Origin of the sequence: Leucobacter fengyongliangi (assembly GCF_050971685.1) — a bacterium.
Lineage (GTDB): Bacteria > Actinomycetota > Actinomycetes > Actinomycetales > Microbacteriaceae > Leucobacter.
In genome coordinates, this window is sequence record NZ_JBPCEU010000002.1 from 122,388 (window position 1) to 144,119 (window position 21,732).

Annotated in this window: 22 protein-coding genes; 13 read left to right on the plus strand and 9 right to left on the minus strand. The window is 65.1% G+C overall.

Annotated elements, in window-relative coordinates:
* Nucleotides 1–98: 98 nt before the first annotated feature.
* From ACR0R4_RS02435 to ACR0R4_RS02445, 3 genes are all read left to right on the plus strand, one after another.
* A complete protein-coding gene (locus ACR0R4_RS02435; protein ID WP_433645750.1) occupies nt 99–1,247 on the plus strand; it encodes a glycosyltransferase family 4 protein in 1,149 nt (382 codons plus the stop codon).
* Nucleotides 1,248–1,396: 149 nt separating this feature from the next.
* The gene (locus tag ACR0R4_RS02440; RefSeq protein WP_433645751.1) at nt 1,397–1,603 is read left to right on the plus strand and encodes a ribbon-helix-helix protein, CopG family; all 207 of its coding nucleotides are present in this window, start codon (nt 1,397–1,399) and stop codon (nt 1,601–1,603) included.
* Nucleotides 1,600–1,983, plus strand: coding sequence for a type II toxin-antitoxin system death-on-curing family toxin (locus ACR0R4_RS02445; RefSeq protein WP_433645752.1), 384 nt, complete (start codon nt 1,600–1,602; stop codon nt 1,981–1,983). The genes ACR0R4_RS02440 and ACR0R4_RS02445 overlap by 4 nt, the downstream gene beginning before the upstream one ends.
* 346 nt (nt 1,984–2,329) lie before the next feature.
* On the opposite strand, the gene ACR0R4_RS02450 is transcribed toward ACR0R4_RS02445, so the two are convergent.
* Both ACR0R4_RS02450 and ACR0R4_RS02455 read right to left on the minus strand, forming a co-directional pair.
* Nucleotides 2,330–3,313 carry a glycosyltransferase gene (locus tag ACR0R4_RS02450; protein ID WP_433645753.1) on the minus strand — a complete coding sequence of 328 codons (984 nt, stop codon included), beginning with the start codon at nt 3,311–3,313 and terminating at the stop codon, nt 2,330–2,332.
* Nucleotides 3,294–4,529, minus strand: coding sequence for a glycosyltransferase (locus ACR0R4_RS02455; RefSeq protein WP_433645754.1), 1,236 nt, complete (start codon nt 4,527–4,529; stop codon nt 3,294–3,296). The genes ACR0R4_RS02450 and ACR0R4_RS02455 overlap by 20 nt, the downstream gene beginning before the upstream one ends.
* Nucleotides 4,530–4,569: 40 nt before the next feature.
* Between ACR0R4_RS02455 and ACR0R4_RS02460 the strand changes: the two genes are divergently transcribed.
* Nucleotides 4,570–5,421 (plus strand): glycosyltransferase family 2 protein, encoded by an 852-nt coding sequence (locus ACR0R4_RS02460; protein WP_433645755.1) that lies wholly within the window; start codon nt 4,570–4,572, stop codon nt 5,419–5,421.
* 52 nt (nt 5,422–5,473) lie between these two features.
* Here ACR0R4_RS02460 and ACR0R4_RS02465 read toward each other — a convergent pair whose 3' ends face one another.
* Nucleotides 5,474–6,904, minus strand: coding sequence for an LCP family protein (locus ACR0R4_RS02465; protein WP_433645756.1), 1,431 nt, complete (start codon nt 6,902–6,904; stop codon nt 5,474–5,476).
* Between the two features lie 240 nt (nt 6,905–7,144).
* Here ACR0R4_RS02465 and ACR0R4_RS02470 point away from each other — a divergent pair, with 240 nt between their 5' ends.
* From ACR0R4_RS02470 to ACR0R4_RS02480, 3 genes are all read left to right on the plus strand, one after another.
* Entirely contained in the window at nt 7,145–8,317 is a 1,173-nt protein-coding gene (locus ACR0R4_RS02470; RefSeq protein ID WP_433645757.1) for a glycosyltransferase family protein, read from the plus strand.
* 201 nt (nt 8,318–8,518) lie between these two features.
* Nucleotides 8,519–8,755, plus strand: a complete 237-nt coding sequence (locus ACR0R4_RS02475; RefSeq protein WP_433645758.1) for a hypothetical protein — start codon at nt 8,519–8,521, stop codon at nt 8,753–8,755.
* A gap of 6 nt (nt 8,756–8,761) precedes the next feature.
* On the plus strand, nt 8,762–9,112 hold the full coding sequence (locus tag ACR0R4_RS02480) for a type II toxin-antitoxin system PemK/MazF family toxin (RefSeq protein ID WP_433645759.1): 351 nt from the start codon (nt 8,762–8,764) through the stop codon (nt 9,110–9,112).
* Nucleotides 9,113–9,219: 107 nt separating this feature from the next.
* Here ACR0R4_RS02480 and ACR0R4_RS02485 read toward each other — a convergent pair whose 3' ends face one another.
* The 3 genes from ACR0R4_RS02485 to ACR0R4_RS02495 all read right to left on the minus strand — a co-directional run bounded on the left by ACR0R4_RS02485 (nt 9,220) and on the right by ACR0R4_RS02495 (nt 12,179).
* Nucleotides 9,220–10,437, minus strand: coding sequence for an MFS transporter (locus ACR0R4_RS02485; protein ID WP_433645760.1), 1,218 nt, complete (start codon nt 10,435–10,437; stop codon nt 9,220–9,222).
* 30 nt (nt 10,438–10,467) lie between these two features.
* Nucleotides 10,468–10,983, minus strand: a complete 516-nt coding sequence (gene purE, locus ACR0R4_RS02490) for a 5-(carboxyamino)imidazole ribonucleotide mutase (protein WP_433645761.1) — start codon at nt 10,981–10,983, stop codon at nt 10,468–10,470.
* Nucleotides 10,984–11,090: 107 nt separating this feature from the next.
* Complete coding sequence (locus tag ACR0R4_RS02495; RefSeq protein ID WP_433645838.1) at nt 11,091–12,179, minus strand: 5-(carboxyamino)imidazole ribonucleotide synthase; 1,089 nt, start codon at nt 12,177–12,179, stop codon at nt 11,091–11,093.
* A 283-nt stretch (nt 12,180–12,462) separates the two neighbouring features.
* Between ACR0R4_RS02495 and ACR0R4_RS02500 the strand changes: the two genes are divergently transcribed.
* Nucleotides 12,463–14,088: an MDR family MFS transporter gene (locus ACR0R4_RS02500; protein WP_433645762.1), complete on the plus strand. Its 1,626-nt coding sequence runs from the start codon at nt 12,463–12,465 to the stop codon at nt 14,086–14,088.
* The gene (locus ACR0R4_RS02505) at nt 14,085–14,615 is read left to right on the plus strand and encodes a MarR family winged helix-turn-helix transcriptional regulator (protein ID WP_433645763.1); all 531 of its coding nucleotides are present in this window, start codon (nt 14,085–14,087) and stop codon (nt 14,613–14,615) included. The genes ACR0R4_RS02500 and ACR0R4_RS02505 overlap by 4 nt, the downstream gene beginning before the upstream one ends.
* A 10-nt stretch (nt 14,616–14,625) precedes the next feature.
* Here ACR0R4_RS02505 and ccsB read toward each other — a convergent pair whose 3' ends face one another.
* The 3 genes from ccsB to ACR0R4_RS02520 are packed head-to-tail and all read right to left on the minus strand — an operon-like array spanning nt 14,626 to nt 17,225.
* Nucleotides 14,626–15,609, minus strand: a complete 984-nt coding sequence (gene ccsB, locus ACR0R4_RS02510; RefSeq protein WP_433645764.1) for a c-type cytochrome biogenesis protein CcsB — start codon at nt 15,607–15,609, stop codon at nt 14,626–14,628.
* 39 nt (nt 15,610–15,648) lie between these two features.
* Nucleotides 15,649–16,383 (minus strand): cache domain-containing protein, encoded by a 735-nt coding sequence (locus ACR0R4_RS02515; RefSeq protein WP_433645765.1) that lies wholly within the window; start codon nt 16,381–16,383, stop codon nt 15,649–15,651.
* Nucleotides 16,380–17,225: a FadR/GntR family transcriptional regulator gene (locus ACR0R4_RS02520; protein ID WP_433645766.1), complete on the minus strand. Its 846-nt coding sequence runs from the start codon at nt 17,223–17,225 to the stop codon at nt 16,380–16,382. Before ACR0R4_RS02520 ends, ACR0R4_RS02515 begins: the two co-directional genes overlap by 4 nt.
* Before the next feature lie 264 nt (nt 17,226–17,489).
* On the opposite strand from ACR0R4_RS02520, the gene ACR0R4_RS02525 reads away from it, so the two are divergent.
* From ACR0R4_RS02525 to ACR0R4_RS02540, 4 genes are all read left to right on the plus strand, one after another.
* Nucleotides 17,490–18,566 (plus strand): ABC transporter ATP-binding protein, encoded by a 1,077-nt coding sequence (locus tag ACR0R4_RS02525; protein WP_433645767.1) that lies wholly within the window; start codon nt 17,490–17,492, stop codon nt 18,564–18,566.
* Nucleotides 18,567–18,680: 114 nt separating this feature from the next.
* Nucleotides 18,681–19,859: a type 2 periplasmic-binding domain-containing protein gene (locus ACR0R4_RS02530; RefSeq protein ID WP_433645768.1), complete on the plus strand. Its 1,179-nt coding sequence runs from the start codon at nt 18,681–18,683 to the stop codon at nt 19,857–19,859.
* Nucleotides 19,860–20,017: 158 nt separating this feature from the next.
* Nucleotides 20,018–20,902, plus strand: coding sequence for an ABC transporter permease (locus ACR0R4_RS02535; protein WP_433645769.1), 885 nt, complete (start codon nt 20,018–20,020; stop codon nt 20,900–20,902).
* Between the two features lie 18 nt (nt 20,903–20,920).
* The gene (locus tag ACR0R4_RS02540) at nt 20,921–21,730 is read left to right on the plus strand and encodes an ABC transporter permease (RefSeq protein WP_433645770.1); all 810 of its coding nucleotides are present in this window, start codon (nt 20,921–20,923) and stop codon (nt 21,728–21,730) included.
* Nucleotides 21,731–21,732: the final 2 nt, after the last annotated feature.

Consider the following 21,732-nt stretch of genomic DNA (forward strand, 5'->3'; position numbering starts at 1 on the left):
ATTCACCAACTTGACCCCGAGGTGTGGGGTGCGTGAACACTTGGTGGTGGGGAGCGCTTTTCACGATTCCTGAGGCCGGGAGCCGCCACCATTGAGGTGTGAAGATCGCTCTGATTGCTGAATCCTTCCTCCCCCACATGAACGGCGTCACAGGCTCGGTCATGCAGGTGCTCAAACACCTTGGCGCGGCCGGCCACGAGCTCCTGGTGCTGGCCCCGGACGCGGGAGCCATCGAGGCCGACCTCCACGGTGCCCGCACTGAGTTGCTGCGGTCGTATCCGCTCCCGTCCTACCCCGAGGTGCGCATGGTGTTCACGCGCCCCGCGAAGATCGCGCAGTCACTTGTATCGTTCGGCGCCGACATCGTGCACCTCGCCTCACCGCTGTTGCTCGGATGGAACGGGGTGCTTGCCGCCGACGCGTTAGGCATCCCCTCGGTCGCCGTCTATCAAACTGACATCGTCGCCTACACCGAGAAGTACGGGATCCCCGGGGTCGCTCCCCTCGCCGCGGCGCACATCGCCCGACTGCACCGTCGATCCACCCTTACGCTCGTGCCCTCGACATCGGCGCACACACACCTCAGCGAGCTGGGGGTCGAACGCCTGCGCCGCTGGGGGCGAGGGGTCGACGCCGAGCGATTCACCCCCGCGCGCCGCAGCGAGACCTGGCGCGAGCAAGTCGGGCAAGGCCAGTTACTGGTCGGCTACGTGGGGCGCCTCGCCCCCGAAAAGCAGGACGAGGATCTCGCCGCGCTCCACGACCTGCCCGGAGTGCGCCTCGTGATCGTGGGAGACGGGCCCAGCCGGCCGGAGCTCGAGCGACTGCTGCCCAACGCGCACTTCACCGGATTTCTGGATGGCACCGAACTCGCCGAAGCGATGGCCAGCTTCGACGTTTTCGTGCACCCGGGCGAGTCCGAGACGTTCTGCCAAACGGTGCAGGAAGCGCTCGCGAGCGGCATGCCCGTGGTCGCCACCGGCCGCGGCGGCCCCGTCGACCTCGTGCGTAGCAGCGTGAACGGATGGCTATACGAGCCAGACAATCTGGCCGAGCTGCGCGCCCGCGTGACCGACCTCACCGGCGACGATGCCAAGCGCGCCGCGTTTGCGTCGGCCGCGCGGCTCTCCGTGCGCGAACGCACGTGGGCCGCACTGTGTGACCAGTTGGTGGGCCACTATGCGGAGGCTGCTGAACTCAGCCGCGCCGACCAGTTACTACTCGCTCGCGGCGCGATGCGCGTGTAGTTGACACCCCGCTCAGGGTCTCTGGTCAAACCCAGTCTGCGGCCGACGCGCTGATATCGACCATGGCGCGGCATTTCGTCGTGCGCCCCTCGCGCAAAGGTTGCGCAATCGCCATTGATACCAGTCAGGTATCTCGGTACCATTTTGGTATGGCGATGACTGTAAGGCTTCCGGAGGAACTCGACACGAAGCTCGAACTCCTCGCGCGCGCGCGGCACACATCAAAGCACGCCGTACTCATCGAGGCCGCCGAACGATTGATTGCCGAGGAGGCAAAGACCGCAGCCGTGTTGAGTGCGGTGGACATAATTGGCGCGGAATACGCCGACGCGATCCGCCGACTCGCCGACGCATGACGGTCTACATCGACCCTCCTCAAGCCATTGCAGTAGTCGAGCATCTTGGGCTCCGTGTACGCGATCGCGGCCTGCTCTTCTCAGCTCTCGCGAGACCAGCGACGAGCCTGTTTGGTGAGGATGCGTATGCAACGCTAGAGCTCAAGGCCGCCGCACTTCTCAGCTCGCTCGCACAGAATCATGCGCAGTTCGACGGCAACAAGCGTCTCTCGCTGCTACTCACGTTCACGTTTCTGCGGCTCAACGGTCGCCAAGTGACGTTTTCGAATGATGAAGCGTTCGCCCTCGTGATCTTTGCCGCGCAAGACAAATTCAGCCTCGAAGAACTCGCACATCAGTTCGCGACGCACACTACGCCGCTTCCAGATTCGAGCCCTTAGCGCTGGCACCCCGCCCAGAAAGCCGAAACCCGCGTGCTAAAAAGCGGAGTACCCGTCGCAGATTCTCCGGGCTAGCCCTCCTCAGGGTGCGGGGAGGCGGCCGCGACCCCGTCGGCAACAAGCCTCTGAATCTGCGCGCAGTCGGGTACATAGGATCCACCATCGACGGTATCGACTCGACGGCCACCGGAGTATGTTCTTTCGCCTTGGTCTCGATATCCACGATACCTACCAAGCATCGACTCGGGGTTGTCTTTCTCCACCACGTTCATTCACAACACACAGCCATAGAGTAGCGATCCGCCCGCTTCACAATCTTTTCGTCGCCGCACACAGGCATCCACGATCAAGACTCCTCGATGACCGGATGACGCCACGTCACCCGCGAAGCCTTCTCGGCAACGTGCTGCGGAATCTTCCCCAGGCGGCCCCGAAGCCCATCTCGCAGGCCAGCGCACATGACCCGGAGGAGCGCGAACTTGCCGCGGGCACTGTACAGAGCGACACCAAAGTCGAGCAACAGGTCGGACCGGGTGTCACGGCGAAGGAGGCGCCCGAATTCAGGGTCTTTCGCGTACTCGCGGTTCATTGCAATGCGATTGCGCACCCGGTAGTAATACCGAAAGGGGGTGCTGACGGCCACCATGCGGGGCCGACCCGATCGCTTGCGCAATCGCCGGCCAAACGCGTGCACGTACAGGCGATGCCCGAAGCCGTGCGGCAAGGTGAGCCCCGGCGCGCACAACGCGATGTAACCGGAACGCCTCGCTCTGAGGAAGTATTCGGTATCGACCAGGTCGATGAAGTAGTCGGCCCGCTGCGGGCCGAGCTCGACCAGGGCCGCAACCGGCATCAGCAGGCCCGACTGAATCGGGGCGTAGGCCTGCACATATGACTCAGAACGCTCACCGCGAGTTTGGGGCGTTGACGAGAAGTACTCGGGTGCCACCATCCCGACACGATGGCCGGCCGATACCTGCGCGTCGAACTCGTTGATGAGTGCGTCGATGTACCCCTCCGGTACCCACGAATCCTGATCGAACGTCACCACCAGCTCATGGGCGCCGCTCTGCGCCAGGTCGAAGCCGCAGTTCATTGCGGCCCCAATACCCAGGTTTTCCGGCTGGCGTACCACCGTCACGTCGATCGATTCCAGCGCTCTCAGCACGGGATCGGCGCCCGGCCCACTCGCGTCGTCAACGACAATGATGCGAGACACCTGAGGGGTGAGTTGCGTGCAGTGTGCCACGAGTTCGGCGGTTGGCCGGTAGGCCGAAATCACCGCGACAACGCGCCCCCGGTGTACGTTACTAACCGAAGAAGTCGCCATACAGCTCTCGAATCCTGTCCTCAAATGCCGCACTTCCGTAGGTGCCCTCTGCCCACAGCTGCGCACGCTGAGTGCGCTGCTGGTCGGAGTTGAGAAGCTGCCCCACGAGTGCATCAGCGAATTTCGCTGGGTCTTCCGTAACTGCGGCGAAGTGCTCGTGTGCATCGATACCCTCCGCGCCGACCGAGGTGGTCACGACCGGCACACCGCGGAGCATCGCGTCAATTGTCTTGAACTTCACACCAGCTCCAGCCACCAGTGGCACTACGAAGACGCTTGCACGCGCGTACCAAGGCTCGAGCGACTCTACGAATCCCGTGAGTTCCACCCGTGGTTTGGCCGCCGCCCGAGCGACCAGCACCTCAGGCGGATTCGCCCCAGCGATCACGAACCGCGCGGACGGCACGCGCGCCACCACTGAGGGCCAGATTTCCTCAAGAAACCAGAGCACCGATCGCCAATTCTCCGTTCGATTCATGGCACCGGTAAATAGCACGATCGGCTCAGCCGTATCCGGGTTGCGCGGGTGTGGATCCGTTGGCCCGAGCCCCGGGTGCACCACCTCGACTCGAGTTGTTGCTGCCAGCTCTCGCGCCAGCGCAGCATCCTTCTCACTGAACACGATCAAGAGATCGAGGGAAGCGAAATCTCGGGATTCTCTGCGTCGACTGCGTCGAGCGGCGAGGCGCAGCAGCCCGCGAACAATCGTGTTCCGCGTTCCAGCCGCCTGCCGATCAAGCCGTTGGGTGATGATGTCGTGCGCGACTCCGACGAGCCGTGCACCCGCCAACCGCTCACGCACGCGCGGGGCGAGCGCGATCATCTCGGACCACTGGAATTCAACGACATCAGCTTGCGAGAGCGCCCCCCAGGGTGCCCGACCTGAACGGAAAAGCATACGGACCGGCCAGTAAATTGCACTGCCTGCCCAGACCGATTCAAGCTGGAATACTCGCAGGAAGAGGCCACGCAGCGGCGGTCGCGCTGCAGAGAGAAGCCGTGCCGCGAGTTCTCCCGAAGCGCGCGGCAGCGCGTCTCGATTAATGGGGGTGTCTGGTGCGAACGCTCGCACGGCGGCAATCTTGGTCTGCGCCCGGTAGTGCGCGAGCAGATACTCACCACCCGCATGAGTCACCGCGGGGTACGGGATATACTTCGTCAGACTGACCACCACTGGGAGTGACCGATCTGGAGAAGATCGGAACGCGGCAGGCATCTGCCCAGTCTAGATCACCCCTTGCACGGCAGGACCCCCCATGACCGACTACGTGGCACTCATCATTGCCTACCGCAACAGCGAACTCGTGCGACACGTTCTCGCTCAACTGGTGTCTCAAAGCACAGCCCCTCGGCTCGTCGTGATCGTCGACAATGGGGGAACGCTCGCCGAGGAGCAGCTGCACGCGTGGCCCTGTTCGGATCGAACGATCCTCGTCTCTCGGCCGAATAACCCGGGGTATGGCGCAGCGGTGAATGAAGCTCGGGATCACCTCGGCAAGAGCGCACTTCTCGTACTCACCCACGACAGTGAGTTCGGCCCCGAGCTTGCCGAGCAGCTGCTCGGCGAGCTCGGGGCCGATACCCGCATCGGCTCAGTCGGCCCGCTGCTCTACCGCAGCAGCGACCGAGACCGGCTGTTTTCTGCCGGGGGCAGGCTGACGCCGGGGGGCCGTGGGATCCACTGGGATCGTGCGCTGTCTGCGGAACCCTATCGAGTCGACTGGCTGGACGGCGCTATCGTCATGCATTCCGCGGAGGCGCTGGAAGAGATCGGATGGCTCGCCGAGGAGTACTTCTTGTACTTCGAAGACGTCGACACGGGGTGGCGCATGCACGCGGCTGGTTTCCGCAGCCTCGTGGTGCCCCAAGCCATCGCATACCAGGAACCGGGCGACCACCCCCCGTACCTGGGGATACGTAACATGACGCTGTTCGCGCGACGGGCCTCGATCCCTGTGCTCCCTCACCTCGCCGCGGTCGGCTCACGAGTTGCGCGTGAGTCACTCAGCCGGGTGCTCCGGGGGAAGGCGCCTGAACTGGTCAGCGCCCTGCGGGGCTGGATCGATGGCCGAGCTGGGATGAGCGGGAAGCCGCCCCACACTCCCTGACTACGCCGAGACGGCCCGATACGCTCCGCGCGCCATTCCGAGAAACTCCCGCCTATTCCGGCTCGGGCACGGGCGAAGCCAGCGCCACCCCATCGCGCACGAGTTGGTGAATCTGCTGATAGTCGGGGTACATCGGGTCGACCACGGGGGGCGTGAGTTCAACGGCCACCGGAGTGTGGTTCTTCGCGCGTGTCGCCAAGTCAACAAAGCGCCCGAGCATCGACTCAGGAATATCGGTTTCGACGATGTTTGAACCGGTCGCAGCGATCTCCTGGAATCGAAGCAAGACGTTTGCGGGATCCATCTGCGCCAGAATCGCGGCCTGCAATTCTCGTTGCCGCACCATCCGGTCGTAGTCTCCCCCGGCGGAACCGTGTCGCGAACGCGCATACCACTGGGCATTGTCGCCATTCAGCGTTTGCAGGCCCGGCTCAATGTACCAAGCGATATCGACCCACTCGCCTGTGACCTCGTCCTCACGCCCGCCGACCGGGACCCGCTCCGTCACGTCAATCGTTACTCCGCCCAGCGCATCAATGAGCGCCGCAAAGCCACTCATGTCGACCAACACGTAGAACTGCACGGTCAGTCCGGTCGCACCCGTGACCGCATCCTTCATTGCTTCGATACCCGGCGAGGACCCTCGCGAAGTCGCATCCGGGTACAGGTCGGTGTAAAGATAGCTGTACTGCGGATCAATATCCAGTTCAACCTCGGCGTAGAGGCCGTTCAGCTGGCCGGTCGTGAGACACCCACCGTACTCGCCGAAGGCGTTAGGCCCAACGCAGAAGCCGTTGGGATGCACCGGATACAGCGGTGATGTCTCGGGGAACGGCATCTCAGTGAGGTCTCGCGGCAGGCCCACTATGACCGACTGCCCGGTCTCCGCATCGACGCTGACGAGCGAGATGCTGTCGGGCCGAAGGCCCTCGCGATCCTCACCCGCGTCGGCACCGAGGAGCAGGATGTTGTAGCGCCCGTCAATCGCCTCGACCGCGGGTGCCCCGCCGCCGAAGATGTCACCGATCGCGCCACGCGCAGCCCCCACCGTGAGCCCGGCCCAGGCCGCAGCTCCCACTGGCAGCACCGTCAGAATCACCGCGAGCATCGCCACCGGCACCCGCCAGTTCGGCGTGACCGACACCAGCCGCGTGAGCCGCAGCGTGTCGAACCCGAGCACGAGCCACAGCACCGCATACGCAAAAATGACGCCCTGCAGCACCAGTAGGAAGATGCTGTTTGTGACGATCGACAGCGTCGTCTCCTGCGCGAACAACATGCCGATCACGCCGACGAGTGCCAGCGCGAGCAGCACAAGGGTTGCGCCCAGGCCGAACCGCCCCAGCTTGCGATTGCCCGCAAGCACCTGCGCGCTGCCCGGCAGCACAAACCCCCACAGCACCAACCAGCGCGCGCGCTTCGTCATCAGCGGCGGCGAGCTCGCATCAGGGTTGCGCAGCGGCCGTTCGAGATCGAGACTCACGCGCCGGCATCCAGGTTCGCTTGTGGATCAGCCGAACCGGAAAGCCGCCCGACGCTGCCGGCACTGAGATCACACATGAGATAAGCGTATGAGGTTCACGCCGCGGCGCCTGTGAAGCTGCCGGGCGAGTGGCGATCCACCCGGCGACAATCACGTCACGAAACGCCCGTGCACAGGAAGTTCATTGGCACATTCCGTAGACTGGGACCAGAACACTGCACCAACGCGCCGAGGAGGAAAGTGGCCACGCTCACGCTCATCGGCGAGCCAATGCCAGGCCTTGAGGCCGCCGCGCACGCCGCCGCCGCGCTTGACCTCACCGAGGCCATCGCCCGGGTCGCGCCGCGTGGATGCAGCGCACGGCTGCTGCTCGCGCACGGGAGCGAACTGCCCACGTTCGCGAGCCCCAGAGCGCGCGCCGAGACCCTACCGATGCGCGCAAACCTGCTGCCATTTCTCTGGCGCACCGGGCCGACGGCGCGCCCACTTGATGACGAATTCGTCCACGCCGTGACACCGCTCGTGCCGCTGCGCGCACGCCATGAAGACGACGCGACACAGACATCGGTCACCGTGCCGCACGCCCTCGCGTGGCTCGCGCCCGAACTCATGGGGGCCTCAGAAGCGCGCCAGTACCGGGCCTTCGTAAAACGCGCGCTGCGTTTCGCCGATGCGGTACTCACGCCCACCCACGCGGTCGCGACGGTGCTGCACGAACACTATGGCCTTGACCTTCCCGTGCAGGTGCTGCCGTTGGCGGCGCCCTCAGCCTTTTCGCGGCCGCTCGACGAGGATGTTGCCTCTGCGCGGCGCGCCGAGCTTGGGCTTCCCGAGCGCTACGTCGTGACGACCGCAGGGCGAGGCGCGCGCGGGAGGCTCGAGTGGATCCTTGACGCAATGGCGGCGGATCCCGCGCTTCCCGACCTCGTCGTGCTGCAGAGCGCGGCACCTGGTTCCGTACACAAATCGACACACGCCAGTGGCGGTGCGAGTACGGCTACGGCCGGGGCCCCGGCTCAGGGGTCAGCACCCGCGCTCACCGAGATGGGTGAGGGCTTGCAGGGGCGCGTGCACCAGGTACAGGTCACTGAGCTCACTGACATGGGTGTGGTGCTCTCGGGCGCCCTTCTCCTTGCCCTTCCGCAGGAGTTCCTCGGCACCGGGTACGAGGTACTGGGTGCACTCGACGCCGGGGTACCTGTGCTGCACAGCGAGTGCCCGGTCGCGGGCGAGCTCGCGCTCGACGCCGGCACGACCGCCGACTCGGCCGGGGCGTTTGCGCATGAGCTCACCCGGCTCACCGGCCCGGAGGCCGAGCTCGACAGTCTGCGAGTACTCGCCGAGGATCGCAGCCGGTCGTTCAGCTGGGCCACGACCGCGTGGCAGCTCTGGGAGTTGCACGCCGCGCTGTAGTTCGAAGTTACGCGAATCTCCGAGGATGAGAGCGGCACGCGGCACGCGGGTTGCTCGAAATCGCGTGGGGTCTACGACCAGCTTCCCCAACTTGATGGAAACACAGAGCAGGATCCACAATTTGGGGAAGATGAGCGAGTCGCCCCGCCTACACCCCCGCCCGCCCCGGTGACGGCGATCGACCACTGGCATACTTTGAGTATGACAACGACCATCAAGGTTCCCAATGAACTTCGGGATCGGCTGAAGCGGCAGGCCACCGTGGCAGGGCTCACCCTTGGCGCATACCTCGAGCAACTCGCCGACATGGCTGAGCGTGATCTGCGATTCGCAGCATTGAAGTCGGCAATCTCGGGCACCAAGCCAGACGATCGTCGAAGCTACGAGAGCGAGACGACCGCCTGGGAGCGGGCAGCACGTGAAGATGCTTCTGAGTGACCGTCAGTGAGTGACCCTGAACTTTCACCGGGCGACATCGCTTGGGTTGCATTGGATCCGGTGCGCGGGCGCGAGCAGGGAGGACACAGGCCATTGCTCGTGATCGCCTCGACTGGCTACCTCGACGCGGTCACCACGCTGGTGATCGGCTTGCCTATTACCAGCGTCGATCGGCAGTGGCCCAACCACGTTGCGGCGCGCGGTGAGACTGGCCTCGATCGTGAATCCTGGGTCATGACCGAGCAACCTCGCACCCTCTCTCGCGAGCGGATCACGCGCGTTTCGGGCTCAGTGTCACCCGAATGCTTGGCCGAGGTGCGGCTCTGGCTTGGCGATTTCCTCGACCTGCGCCCCTAGCGAGTTTTCTCGGCCGATCTGACGCTGAAACCGAGCAATGTGACGCAAATTGTGGCCTGGGTGGCCAGCGCACCACATTTCGCGTCACATTGCATTTGTGGATCGCGTCACATTGAATTTGTGGATCGCGACTCGTAGGCCCGAGCGATGGCGACTGCGAGGCCGGCCGCCGCGATGACGAGGCCCGCGGTGCCGGGCCACCCGATCGCGGTGAATGCCGCACCGCCCGCCCAGCCGAGCACGCTCGAGCCCGCATATAGGCCCCAGTTGTAGAGGGACGGGGTGAGGCTGCGCCCCGATCCACCGCGCGAGTTGAGGAGGCCATTCGATACCGCGTGTGCGCCGAAGAACCCGGCGGTGATGAGCGCCATGCCCGCCACCACCGCGGGCACCGCCTGCACGAGCGAGACGGCCGCGCCCGCGACGAGCGCCGCAACACAGACGGTGAGCGCACCCGTCGAGCCGAGACGACGCGTGAGTCGCCACACCTGCGCCGACGCGACGGCACCGGCGAGATAGACGAGGTAGATCCACGAGACCTGAGCCACCGAGAGATCGAACGGGGCCTGCTGCAATCGAAACGACACCGCGTTGTAGGCCGCGACCATCGCCCCCATCAGGAGAAACCCCTGGGCAACGAGCGCGAGCACCCCGGGCCTGCGCAGGTTGTCGCCGAGCCCTCGCCACAGGGGGATCGGCGCCGCGGGCGGCACTCGTGTCGCCGGGAGCACGAGCAGGAAAACGACGGCAGAGACGAGCGCGAGCAGGGCCACCGCAAGCACACCGCCGCGCCAGCCCCACACCTCGCTCGCCGAGCCCGCCAGCAGGCGACCCGAGAGCCCGCCGATCGTGGTGCCGGCGACGTACGAGCCGATCGCGGCGGCGAGCGCGCGCGGCCGCACGGTCTCGGCGAGCGTCATCACCGCGAGCGCGGGCAGCCCGGCGAGCGCGAGCCCCTCAACGAACCGCACAGCGACGAGCACCTCGAAGCCGGGCGCGGCCGCGACTGACGCGCCCACCACCACGGCGAGCGTGATTGCGACACGCATCGCGACCGCACGGCCGACCCGGTCCGACATCCGCGCCCAGGGCACCACGCCGACCGCGACGCCAATGGTCGTCGCACCGATCACCCACGATGCAGCACCCGCCGATACCTCGAATTCGCGTGCGATCTCGGGTAGCAATGCCTGCGGTGAGTACATCTGCGCGAAGGTCGCGACACCAGCGAAAAAGAGGGCGATCAGTGCGCGGCGATAGACCGGGCTGCGCTCGTCAACGCGCGGGTCACCCGTTTCACTCGCCGGGGGTGGATCAGCTCGCAACGCCCCGGGACCCTCGTGACTGGCGATCCACTAGCTGAGGGTGCCCGCGATGCGGGCCTTCAGCGCCTCGTTCTTCTGCTCGACCATCTCGGCGAGACCCACCTGGTAAGCCTCGAGCTGGCCGGCGAGCGCCGGGTCGGTTGAGCCGAGGATACGGACAGCTAGGAGGCCTGCGTTCTTCGCGCCGCCGATCGACACCGTCGCCACCGGAATGCCGCCGGGCATCTGCACGATCGAGAGCAGCGAGTCGAGCCCGTCGAGCTTTGCCAGCGGCACCGGCACACCGATCACCGGAAGCGTGGTCATCGAGGCGACCATTCCGGGCAGGTGCGCGGCGCCGCCCGCCCCCGCGATGATGGTCTTCAGCCCGCGGGCCGCAGCCTCGCGCGCGTATGCCACCATCTTGTCGGGCGTGCGATGGGCGCTCACGACCTCGACCTCGTGCGGGATCCCAAACTCGCGCAGCACGTCGACTGCGTCGCTCATCACCGAAAAATCGGAGTCGGAACCCATGATCACGCCAACAAGGGGGGTCGCTTCAGTCATGCCCCCATGCTACTTGCCTGGGGAACCCGGCTCCGTTGCGCCCTGTAATTACGGTGAGCCCGCCCCAGGGCGCCGAGGCCAGGCACCAGAGCCCTCATCGCTCTCTCCTAGCTGAAGGCGGCGGCGGCGGCACGGGCCTGCGCGCGCACCGTTTCCAGGTCGTCACCGGTCACGGTGACGTGGCCGACCTTGCGGCCCGGCCTGGGCTGCTTGTCGTAGCTGTGAAACTTCGCGCGGGGGTGCGCCGCGAGCGCCTCGGCGTACCGCACCGGCATCGGGCCCTCGGCCGGCCCGCCGAGCACATTCACCATCACCACGGCTGGCGCGGTCATTGAGGTGTCGCCGAGCGGCAGGTCGGCCACCGCGCGCAAGTGCTGCTCGAACTGGCTCGTGATCGAGCCCTCGATCGAAAAGTGCCCCGAGTTGTGCGGGCGCATGGCGAGCTCGTTGACGAGCACGCGGTGATCCACTGTTTCGAACATCTCGACCGCGAGCACTCCGGTGACACCCACGCCTTCGGCGACCACCTGGCCGATTCTTGCCGCCTCCGCGAGCGTCGCGGGGTTCTCGACGGGGGCGGGCGCGAGCACCTCGGCGCATACGCCGCCCTCTTGCACGGTTTCGACCACGGGCCAGGTGCGCATTTCGCCGCTCGGGCGGCGCGCCACTAGCTGCGAGAGTTCGCGGGTGAATTCGACGAGCTCCTCGACCAGCAGGTGGCCCACGTGCCCGTCTTCGGCGAGCGTCGTGAACCAGTCGCGCACCTCGTCGGCCTGCGACACCACCCGCACACCCTTGCCGTCGTACCCTCCGCGCGCGGTCTTCACCACGGCGCGGCCGCCGTGTGCGTCGATGAACTCCTGCAGGTCGGCCTCGGTCTCGACCGCCGCCCAATCGGGCACGGGCACGCCGAGCTCGGCGAGCTTTTGCCGCATGAGGATCTTGTCTTGCGCGTACTGCAGCGCCTCCGGACGCGGGTGCACCTGCACGCCTCGTGCCTCGAGTTCGCGCAGAATCGGTTGCGGCACGTGTTCGTGATCAAAGGTCACCACGTCGACGGTGTTCGCGAAGGCGTACACGGTCTCGGGGTCGCGGTAGTCGCCCACAACGTCGGCCGCCCGGTCGGCGCTCGACCTCGGCGTTTCTGCGAGCACGCTGATTCGCAGACCCAGGTGGATCGCGGGCGGCATCATCATGCGGGCCAGCTGCCCCCCGCCGATTACGCCGATACGAATGATGCCGGGGTTCTCGCCCGTGTCGCGGGCATCGGATGTGCCGGATGTGCCGGAAATGCCTGCGTTGCCTGCGTGTTGAGCCATGTCTCCCATTCTGCCGCACGCCGCGGGATCCGCGAGCAACTAGTTGATTTACATCAACCAATCGCATATAGTTGACTTTCATCAACCAAAGCGCGCGCCCCGGAGGTCAGATTTCGGGTGGCGCCGCCGATCCGCCAGCCAACTGAGGACCCGCCCACAGATGCCCCGCACCAGAGCCAAAGCCAAAGCCACAACCACCAGTGCCAGCACCCCCGAGCAACGACCGTGGGCTCTCGAGGGCCGCGCCAAGAACCTCGCCCTCACCGGCCTCTTCTTGAGCATGGGCGTCTCGATGCTGTCGATGACCGTCATCGGCACCTCGATGCCCCTGATCATCGCCGATCTTGGCGGCGATCAGGCAGCGTTCACCTGGGTCGTCACCGCGGCCATGCTCGCCTCGGCGATCAGCACGCCCATTTGGGGCAAGCTCGCAGATCTCACGAGCAAGAAGCTCCTCCTTCAGCTCTCACTCGTCATCTTCACCCTCGGCTCGGCGCTCGCGGGCATGGCGACCGACCCCGCCTGGCTCATCGCGTTCCGCGTGGTGCAGGGCATCGGTGCTGGCGGCATCCCGGCCCTCGGTCAGATTGTGCTCGCCGAGATCATCAGTCCACGTGAACGCGGCAAGTACGCCGGCATCATGGGTGCAGTGATGGCCCTCGCGACGGTCGGCGGCCCCCTGCTCGGCGGGTTCATCACCGACACCATCGGCTGGCGCTGGAACTTCTACGTTGCCGCCCCGATCGCCCTCGTCGCGATCATCATGCTGCAGCGCACCCTCAACCTCTACACGGTCAAGCGGAGGGTGAAGATCGACTACTGGGGCGCCGCGCTGATTTCGACGGGATTCTCCAGCCTGCTCATTTGGGTGACCCTGGGTGGATCGGCCTTCGACTGGCTGTCCTGGCCATCAATGCTGATGTCTGTCGGCGGGCTTCTCGTGTTGGTCATTGCGGTGGCCGTCGAACTCAAGGTGGAAGAACCACTCATTCCGCTCACCCTGTTCAAGAATCGCACCTTCACTATGTCGGTTATTGCCAGCCTCTCAGTGGGGCTCGCGATGTTCGGAACATCTGTATTCCTCGGGCAGTATATGCAGCTCGCGCGCGGCAAGACTCCTACCGAGTCGGGCCTCCTCACCATTCCCATGATGGCCGGCTTGCTCCTCACCTCTACGATTGCCGGGCAACTCATCACGCGCTTCGGCAAGTGGAAGGCCTTCATGGTGGCCGGTGCCGTCATGATGTTCGTCGGCCTCCTCCTGCTCGGCCAGCTGCGGTACGACACGTCGTTCTGGTACGTCAGCGTGTCCATGTTCATCCTGGGTGCTGGCGTCGGTCTGTGCATGCAAAACCTGGTGCTGATCGTGCAGAACACGGTGGATCCTCACCAGATGGGTGCCGCCAGTTCGGGCGTGAGCTTCTTCCGCACCATCGGCGGCACCGCTGGCATGTCTGTGCTCGGCGCAATCCTGGCCAGCCAGGTGGTCACCTACATTCGGGAGGAGCTTGCGAAGCTTTCGCCCGATCAACTGGTGGGTTCAGACGTGCTGGCGGGCGGGGCAATTCCCAAGCTCGCTGAGCTTCCCGGGCCCATCAAGCTTGTGGTCGAAACGGCCTACGGACACGGGATCGGCAACCTCTTTCTCGCCGCCACTCCGATCGCCCTGATCGCGATCATCGCGATCGCCCTGCTGCCGAACATCCCGCTCGGCACAAAGTCGAACGCACAGCGACTTGCCGAGCAGGTTGCGGAGAATGAGCGAGCGGCTAGGCTCGACGCGTGAGCGAGCAAGGGGCAACCGGCACCTCGAGTGACCTGAGGGAATCGGGTAGCTCAGGAACCGCGGGAGACTCGAGTGCACCCTCGCGCGTTCCCGATCCCCCTGTCGCTGAGGTGATCCGTGATATCGCGGGCGAATTCGCGGCCGCGTTTGCCTTCGCCCGGAGCCGGTGGGCCGGACACGCCGGAAACGTGCATCCCGACCTCAAGGGCGTGGGGCTCATGGTGCTGCAGCGCATCACCCGATGCGGCCAGATCACCGCCACAGAGGTAGCTCAGCACCTCGACATGGATAAAGCGACCGTCAGCCGCCAGGTCACCAAACTGCGTGAGCTCGGGCTCGTGGAGGTTGCGCCCACGGCGGAAGACAAGCGCATGCAGTTGCTCACGCTCAGCAAGGCTGGAGCGGCGGCCATCGAGGATTTACGTGGTCGCATGGCCAGCGACTACGCGGAGCGCTTCGCCGGCTGGGACGAGTCCGATCTCGCCCACTTGCGGGCGCTCCTGCACCGCTTCAACGGCGCCGACTGATCACCTGCGCCTAGAGGCCTGAGTAGGCGTGCAGGCCCTTGAAGAATACGTTCACGATCGTGTAGTTGAAAATCACGGCCGAATACGCCACGATCGACAACCACGCAGAGCGCGTGCCGCGCCAGCCGCGGGTGGCGCGTGCGTGAATGAAGCCCGCGTAGAGCACCCAGATCACGAAGGTCCAGACCTCTTTCGTGTCCCAGCCCCAGTACCGACTCCAGGCGCGTTCGGCCCAGATGGATCCGGCGATCAGCGTGAAGCTCCAAAACACGAAGCCGATGATGGCCATTCGGTAGGCAGAGTCTTCGAGCCGCAGCGCATCGGGCAGGGTTGACATAAAGCGCATGCTCGAGGTGTTGCCCGCCTTGACCTTGTTTTCGCGGTTCGTCTGCAGCAACTGCACCACCGAGAGCCCGAACGAAATCGTTAGGAAGCCCACGGCAAGCACGGCCACCATGATGTGCAGCACGAGCCAATACGTATCGAGGGCCGGTGGCAGCGGCACGATGTCGACGTAGTAGTTGACCTTCGTCACGCCGAGAAAGAGCAGTGCGAGGCCGGTGATGAGCACACCGAGGAAGCGCAGATCCACAAAGAACTGCATCAGCAGATAGACCGCGACAATCGAGAGCGTAGCGGTGAGAGAGAACTCGTACATGTTCGCGAACGGCACACGCTCAGCGGCGATACCGCGCAGAACGGTCGCCGCGGCGTGAAACACGAAGGCGACCACGGTGAGGGCGAAGCCAATGCGCAGCGAGCGCGAGCGGGGTGCCCGCGATGTCTGCGCCGCCGCCGGGGCCTGCGCGCGAGTGATTGTGAGGGTGGATCCGGAGGCCGCACCCGTGGTGGCCGCCGGGGCGGCAGCCTGCGCCGGGGCAACACCCCCACTGCGGTTGGCAAGATCCACCGCGAAAAACACGAACGCGATGGCGTACACGGCCATGGCCGAATACAGAGAGAGGGTGGAGTAGTGTTCCAGCGTTTCCAGCACGAGCGGCAGTTTATCCCTTCCGTCTGATGAATTCCCGCGCTACCGCACAGGCACGAGCAACGCGAAGGGGTAACGAGTGGATCGCACCACTCGCACCTCGTCCCCGAGCGCATCGAGATCGGACTCGAAGCCGACCCCGGCGTAGCGATCCCCGGTCTCGTAGGCGACATCCGCCGACACCACGACCCGGCCGCTCGTATTCACCAGCGCGGCGTCGCCGAGCCCCTCAACCGCCGGCAAGAGCAATTTCTCGAGCGAGGCAATCAGCACGTCGGCACACACCACTCCTGCGAACTCACCGTCGAGCATCACCGGCAGAGCCACCGTCACCGTGATTTCGTTTGAGCACAGGTAGTCAACGAACGGGCCGGCAACGTGCCGCTCGAGGGTTTCGGCCGGCACGCGGTACCACTCGAGCCGGTGCAAGTCGATGGCAGCCTGGCCCGGGCCGAATGTCGAGGAAGCGAGCAAGCTTCGGTCGGCGCCCTGCCACCAGGCCAGTGGATTCCCCTCGGTGACGATCGACTCGGTCGCGCAGTAGCCTGCACCGTATATGGGGCGATCCGAGGTCGCGAGCACCCGGCGCGCGTCGGCCTCGGTGAGGGTCGCGAGCTGCGCCCCGGTGATACCGCCCTGTGCCAGGCGATCCGCTAGCTGCTCGGTTAATGTGGGCAGCCATGCCTCAAGTGGCGCGAAGACCCCGTCGAAGAACTGATCGACCGTTGACATGACGGTGACGACTGGATCAGTAGTCTGCGTCGTGCGCTCGTTCACGCGGCCTCCCCTGCACTCCCCGCGGCTTCGGCGCGCGCGCGGTATGCCTCAAGTGTGTCACGAAGGGAGGTACCCGCCGGCTGCGAGATGAGTTCGGCGCGAAATGCGCCGAGCCACCGAACCGAACCGCGGATGCTGCGGCGCACCACCGCGCGCACCTGCGCAACATCGCCGGTGCGAATCGCCTCAATCTGCGCAATGAGCGAATCATGGGTGAAGTGGCGTTGCTCGAGGTCGAGGTCTTGCAGCGCGAGCAACGGCGTGAACTCCGCCTGCACGCGCACGTGTTCTGAAGTCAAGCGAACCGACTGACTCAGCGCAGCAAGTTCGAGCTGCACGTCGGTGATGCGCCGCCGCCACGCGTCGGCGGGGAGTTCACGTGCCGCGGCAAGCACATGGTGCACGGCATCCAGCTCGTCGGGTGTCGCGCGAAGACAGGCGTACTCTGCGCAGGCCGCGGTGATCACCTCGTACAGCACCCCCAGGTCAGCGAGATCGACCCGCGGCATCTCAATGAGCATGCGCGCGTTCACCTCAACAACCGCACCGAGGCTGGAGCGCACGAAACTGCCGCCATTGCGGCCCCGACGTGTTTCGATCAACCCGCGGTGACGGAGCGTGCCCAGCGCTTCGCGCACGGTCACGACCGCGACCCCAAACAACTGCGACAGTTCGTTTTCGCTCGGCAGCCGATCGCCTTCGACGAAGGCTCCCGAAGAGATCGCCTGCACGAGGCGCGTCTCGACGAGTTCGGCCCGACCCTCGTCGCCGATTGGGGCGAAGGCGGCGTTGCGCAGACGGCTGGAGGCGGAATGTGGGGAGCGCTGAGCTGTGATCGACACAGGTCGCCCTCCCTTCTTTCCTCGTCGTCGAGTGTGGCACGGTGCGGGCGCGGCAACACTGAGTCTGCGCTCAGGGTTCTCACCCGCAGCAAGTGGATCGGACAGCCTTTCAGGCTGTACTGCCCCGACCCCACGACCCGGGCAAACCCCGGGCGATGTGACCGAATCGTGATGCGTGATCCACCGCTTCGATGACTATACATCTAAAACCGTATGTTAGCCTTCTGAACGTTCGACATCGTTGTTGAGGAGAAACACGACATCATGGCTCAGCCCAGCACGGCGCACGACGCCCCCACCGAAGCCGCAGTCTCACTGCAGGGAATCGCGAAGCAATTCGGCGATCTCACCGCGGTGAAAGATCTCGACATCGACATTCGCGGTGGCGAATTCTTCTCAATGCTCGGCCCCTCAGGCTCGGGAAAGACCACGGTGCTCCGCATGATCGCGGGGTTCGAAGAGCCGACCGCGGGCAAGATCCTGCTGCACGGGCAGGATGTGACCCGCACGGCGCCCTTCGACCGCGAGGTCAACACGGTCTTCCAGGACTACGCACTCTTCCCGCACCTGACCATCGCCGAGAACGTCGCCTACGGACTCACCGTGCGCAAGGTCGACAAGGCCACCCGCGTAAAACTCGTCTCGGAAGCGCTCGAGCAGGTGCAGCTCGGTCACGTTGCCGACCGCAAGCCGACGCAGCTGTCGGGCGGCCAGCGTCAGCGCATCGCGCTCGCCCGTGCCCTCATCCTGCGGCCCAAGGTGCTGCTGCTCGACGAGCCGCTCGGCGCCCTCGACAAGCAGTTGCGCGAGCAGATGCAGATCGAACTCAAGCAGATCCAGCGCGAAGTCGGCATTACCTTCATTTTCGTGACGCACGATCAGGAGGAGGCGCTCACGCTCTCCGACCGGGTCGCCGTCTTCAACAACGGCAAGATCGAGCAGGTCGGCTCGCCGCGGGAGGTCTACGAGTTCCCGCAGACCGAGTTCGTCGCCCGCTTCCTCGGTGTCACCAACATCCTGCCGGCCGAGCTGTCGCAGCGGGTGCTCGGCAGCGGAGCGGTGCACAGCCTGCGTCCCGAGCGCGTGCAATTGGCGGATCCGACCTCCCCCACCGATGCCGACACCGTGGCGCTCGCCGGCACCGTGGCCGAGACCGTATACGCCGGGGCGCATACGCGTTACCTCGTCGATACCGTCGACGGCATTCGCATCATCGCTGAAAAGCAGAACTCCCACACACCCCGCACCGAACCCGGCGTGAACCGTGGCGACACGGTGAGCGTGCGGTTCCGACGCGATCACGCGACCGCGGTGCCCGGCCCCGTCAGCGTTCCCGCCTAGCGCGGCGTGCATCGCGCGACGCGATCCACCCCGCACCTGAAAACAAACAGACACCCAGACTTACAAACCACACACCCCGGGCCCGAATGGGCGCATCAACACAAAGGAGTACCGATGAAGAACAAGCTGGCAGTGCCCGCCGCCGCAGCGGCCGCACTGGCGCTCGCCCTGACGGGCTGCGCAACCGCCGACACCGCATCCGAGAGTGGTGGTCTGCAGATCGACGTGCCCGAGATCCCCATGATGGAGGAGCTCGGCGAGTTCGAGAACGAGGTCAACATCGTCGCGTGGTCGGGCTTCGTTGAGCCCGAGTGGGCCGATACCTTCACCGAGGAAACCGGCTGCAAGGTAAACCGCAAGGTTGCCGGCACGAGCGATGAGATGGTGCAGCTCATGCGCACCGGCAACTACGACCTCGTCTCGGCATCCGGCGACGCAAGCCTCCGCCTCATCGTCGGCGGCGACGTGCAGCCCCTCAACCAGGATCTCATCCCCAACTTCGGCGACGACATTGTCGAGGGCATGCAGGGTCAGATCTACGACACGCTGAACGGCGTGCCCTACGGCGTACCCATCGGCCGCGGCGCGAACATCCTGCAGTGGAACGATCAGGTCATCACCGAGGCACCCACCAGCTGGGACATCGCGTGGGAAGCTGACTCCCCCGCCGCCGGCAGCATCATCGCATACGACGCGCCGATCTACATCGCCGATGCCGCCGTCTACCTGATGGCCACGCAGCCCGATCTGGGCATCGAGAACCCCTACGCCCTCGACGAGGAGCAGCTTGCCGCCGCAGTCGACCTGCTGAAGCAGCAGAACGAGATCATCGGCGACTACTGGGCCGACCCGGTGAAGCAGATCACCGCGTTCAACGGGGGCGACGTGACCGTTGGCACCTCGTGGGAGGTCCTGCGCAAGCTGTCCGAGAACCCGAACCTGCAGGGCACCCTGCCCGAGGAGGGCTCGACCGGCTGGTCTGACGCGTGGATGCTTGCCGCCGATGCCAACAACCCCAACTGTGGCTACGCCTGGATGGATTACACCTCCAGCGCCGAGGTCAACGGCAAGATTGCGATGAACTTCGGTATGGCTCCGGCCAACGCCGCGTTCTGCGACACCAGCGACGAGGCAGCAGCTCACTGTGAGCTGTTCAACGCCGAGGACGAAGAGTACTTCTCGAAGGTCTGGTTCTGGACCACCCCCATCGAGCAGTGCATCGACGGCCGCACCGACGTCACCTGCACAAATTTCCAGCAGTGGACGGACGCCTGGGCAACCGTCAAGGGTTAACCCCGTGAGTGGGCTGGCCGATCCGCTGATCTGATGGTGGATCGGCCAGTCCCCACACTCCCCCGCCCCTACGGCATCAACGTACCGGGGCTGCACGACCCGCCAGGCGCACCTGGCCCGCCACACCCGAGTTTTCCGCTCACCAGATGAGGATCGACGTGACTACCCAGTTCTCGCTCTCGACGAAGCCAAAGCCGCTTTCGTCGGCGCTGCAACGCCACCCGAAGGGGCGCCTGGCCGCGCTGCTGACGCTGCCCATGGTGTGGCTCGTCGGCGTGTACATTCTCTCGCTCGCGTTTCTCCTCGTCACCGCGTTCTGGGTCACCGATCCGTTCACCTCAAAGGTGAAGCCCGGGTTCACCCTCGATAACTTCGTGAATCTCTTCACTGTTCCCGCCTACGTCTCTGCGTCGATCCGCACGCTCGGCATCGCCGCCGCCGTGACCGTGATCTGCGCCGTCTTCGCCGTGCCGCTCGCCATCTTTATGGCGAAGCTCGCGAGCCCCTGGATGCGCGCGCTACTCGCCGTCGCCGTCACCCTGCCACTCTGGGCCGGGTACCTCGTCAAGATCCTCTCGGTACGCATCGTGTTCAGCGAGGGCGGATTCTTCAACTGGCTCTTTGGCCCACTCGGAATCCAGAGCCCCGGCTACGGCATCACCGTCACCATCATCGCGCTCGTCTACCTCTGGTTTCCCTACATGGCGATTCCGGTATACGTGGCTGTCTCGCAGATACCTGCGAACCTGTTCGATGCTTCGGCCGACCTCGGGGCACGCGGCATGCGCACGATCGTGTCGGTCATGCTGCCGCTCATGAAGCCTGCGCTGATCGCCGGGTCGATCTTCACCTTCTCCCTCAGCCTCGGTGATTACATCGCGGCGAAGTTCGTTGGTGGATCCACCCAGATGATCGGCACCATCATCGCCTCGAACATCAACCTGAACCCACCGGTCGCCGCCGCCTTTTCGGTCGTGCCGATCGTGCTCGTGCTCATCTACTTGCTCGCCGTTCGCCGCACCGGCGCGCTCGAGAACATCTAGGCCCGAAGGGGAATCGCAATGTTGAGACTCGGCCGAGGCGCCAAGATCACCCTCACCGTCATCGCTGCGCTCGTGATCATCAGCACGTACGTGCCGCTGCTCGTGATCGTCATGAACTCCTTCAACCCCAGCCGCATCGCCGGGTGGCCCATCTCGGGTTTCTCGCTCGTGTGGTGGGAGAAGGCGCTCACGAACCCCGCCGTGCACGCCGCCGTCTTCAACTCGGTGGTGGTAGCGCTCGGCGCCACCGCGATCGCGCTGGTGCTCGGCACGCTTTCCGCGTTCGCCCTGCAGCGGTTCAAGTTCTTTGGCCGCGACGTGGTCAACCTGCTCATCATCCTGCCGATCACCCTGCCCGGTATCGTCACCGGTGTCGCGCTGTCGAACACGTTCTACCAGGTGCTTGACCCGATCGGCATCAAGGTGGGCTACGCGGGCATGATCATCGCGCACGCCACCTTCTGCGTGGTCATGGTGTTCAATAACGTGATCGCCCGGCTGCGTCGCATGAACCCCAATCTTGAAGAGGCCTCGATGGATCTCGGTGCTGGCCTCGGTCAGACGTTCCGCCTCGTGACCTTCCCCCAGTTTCGGAGCGCGTTCATCGCGGGTGGCCTGCTGGCCTTTGCGCTGTCGTTCGATGAGGTTGTGGTGACCATCTTCACCGCCCCTCCCGGGGTGGAGACGCTGCCGCTCTGGTTCATGAACCAGATGGCGCGCCCGAACGAGGCTAACCAGGTGAACGTGGTCGCGACGATCATCATCTTGCTGTCGCTGATCCCGGTCTACTTCTCGCAGAAGGCGCAATCGGCCTCCGACGCGAAGTAGCA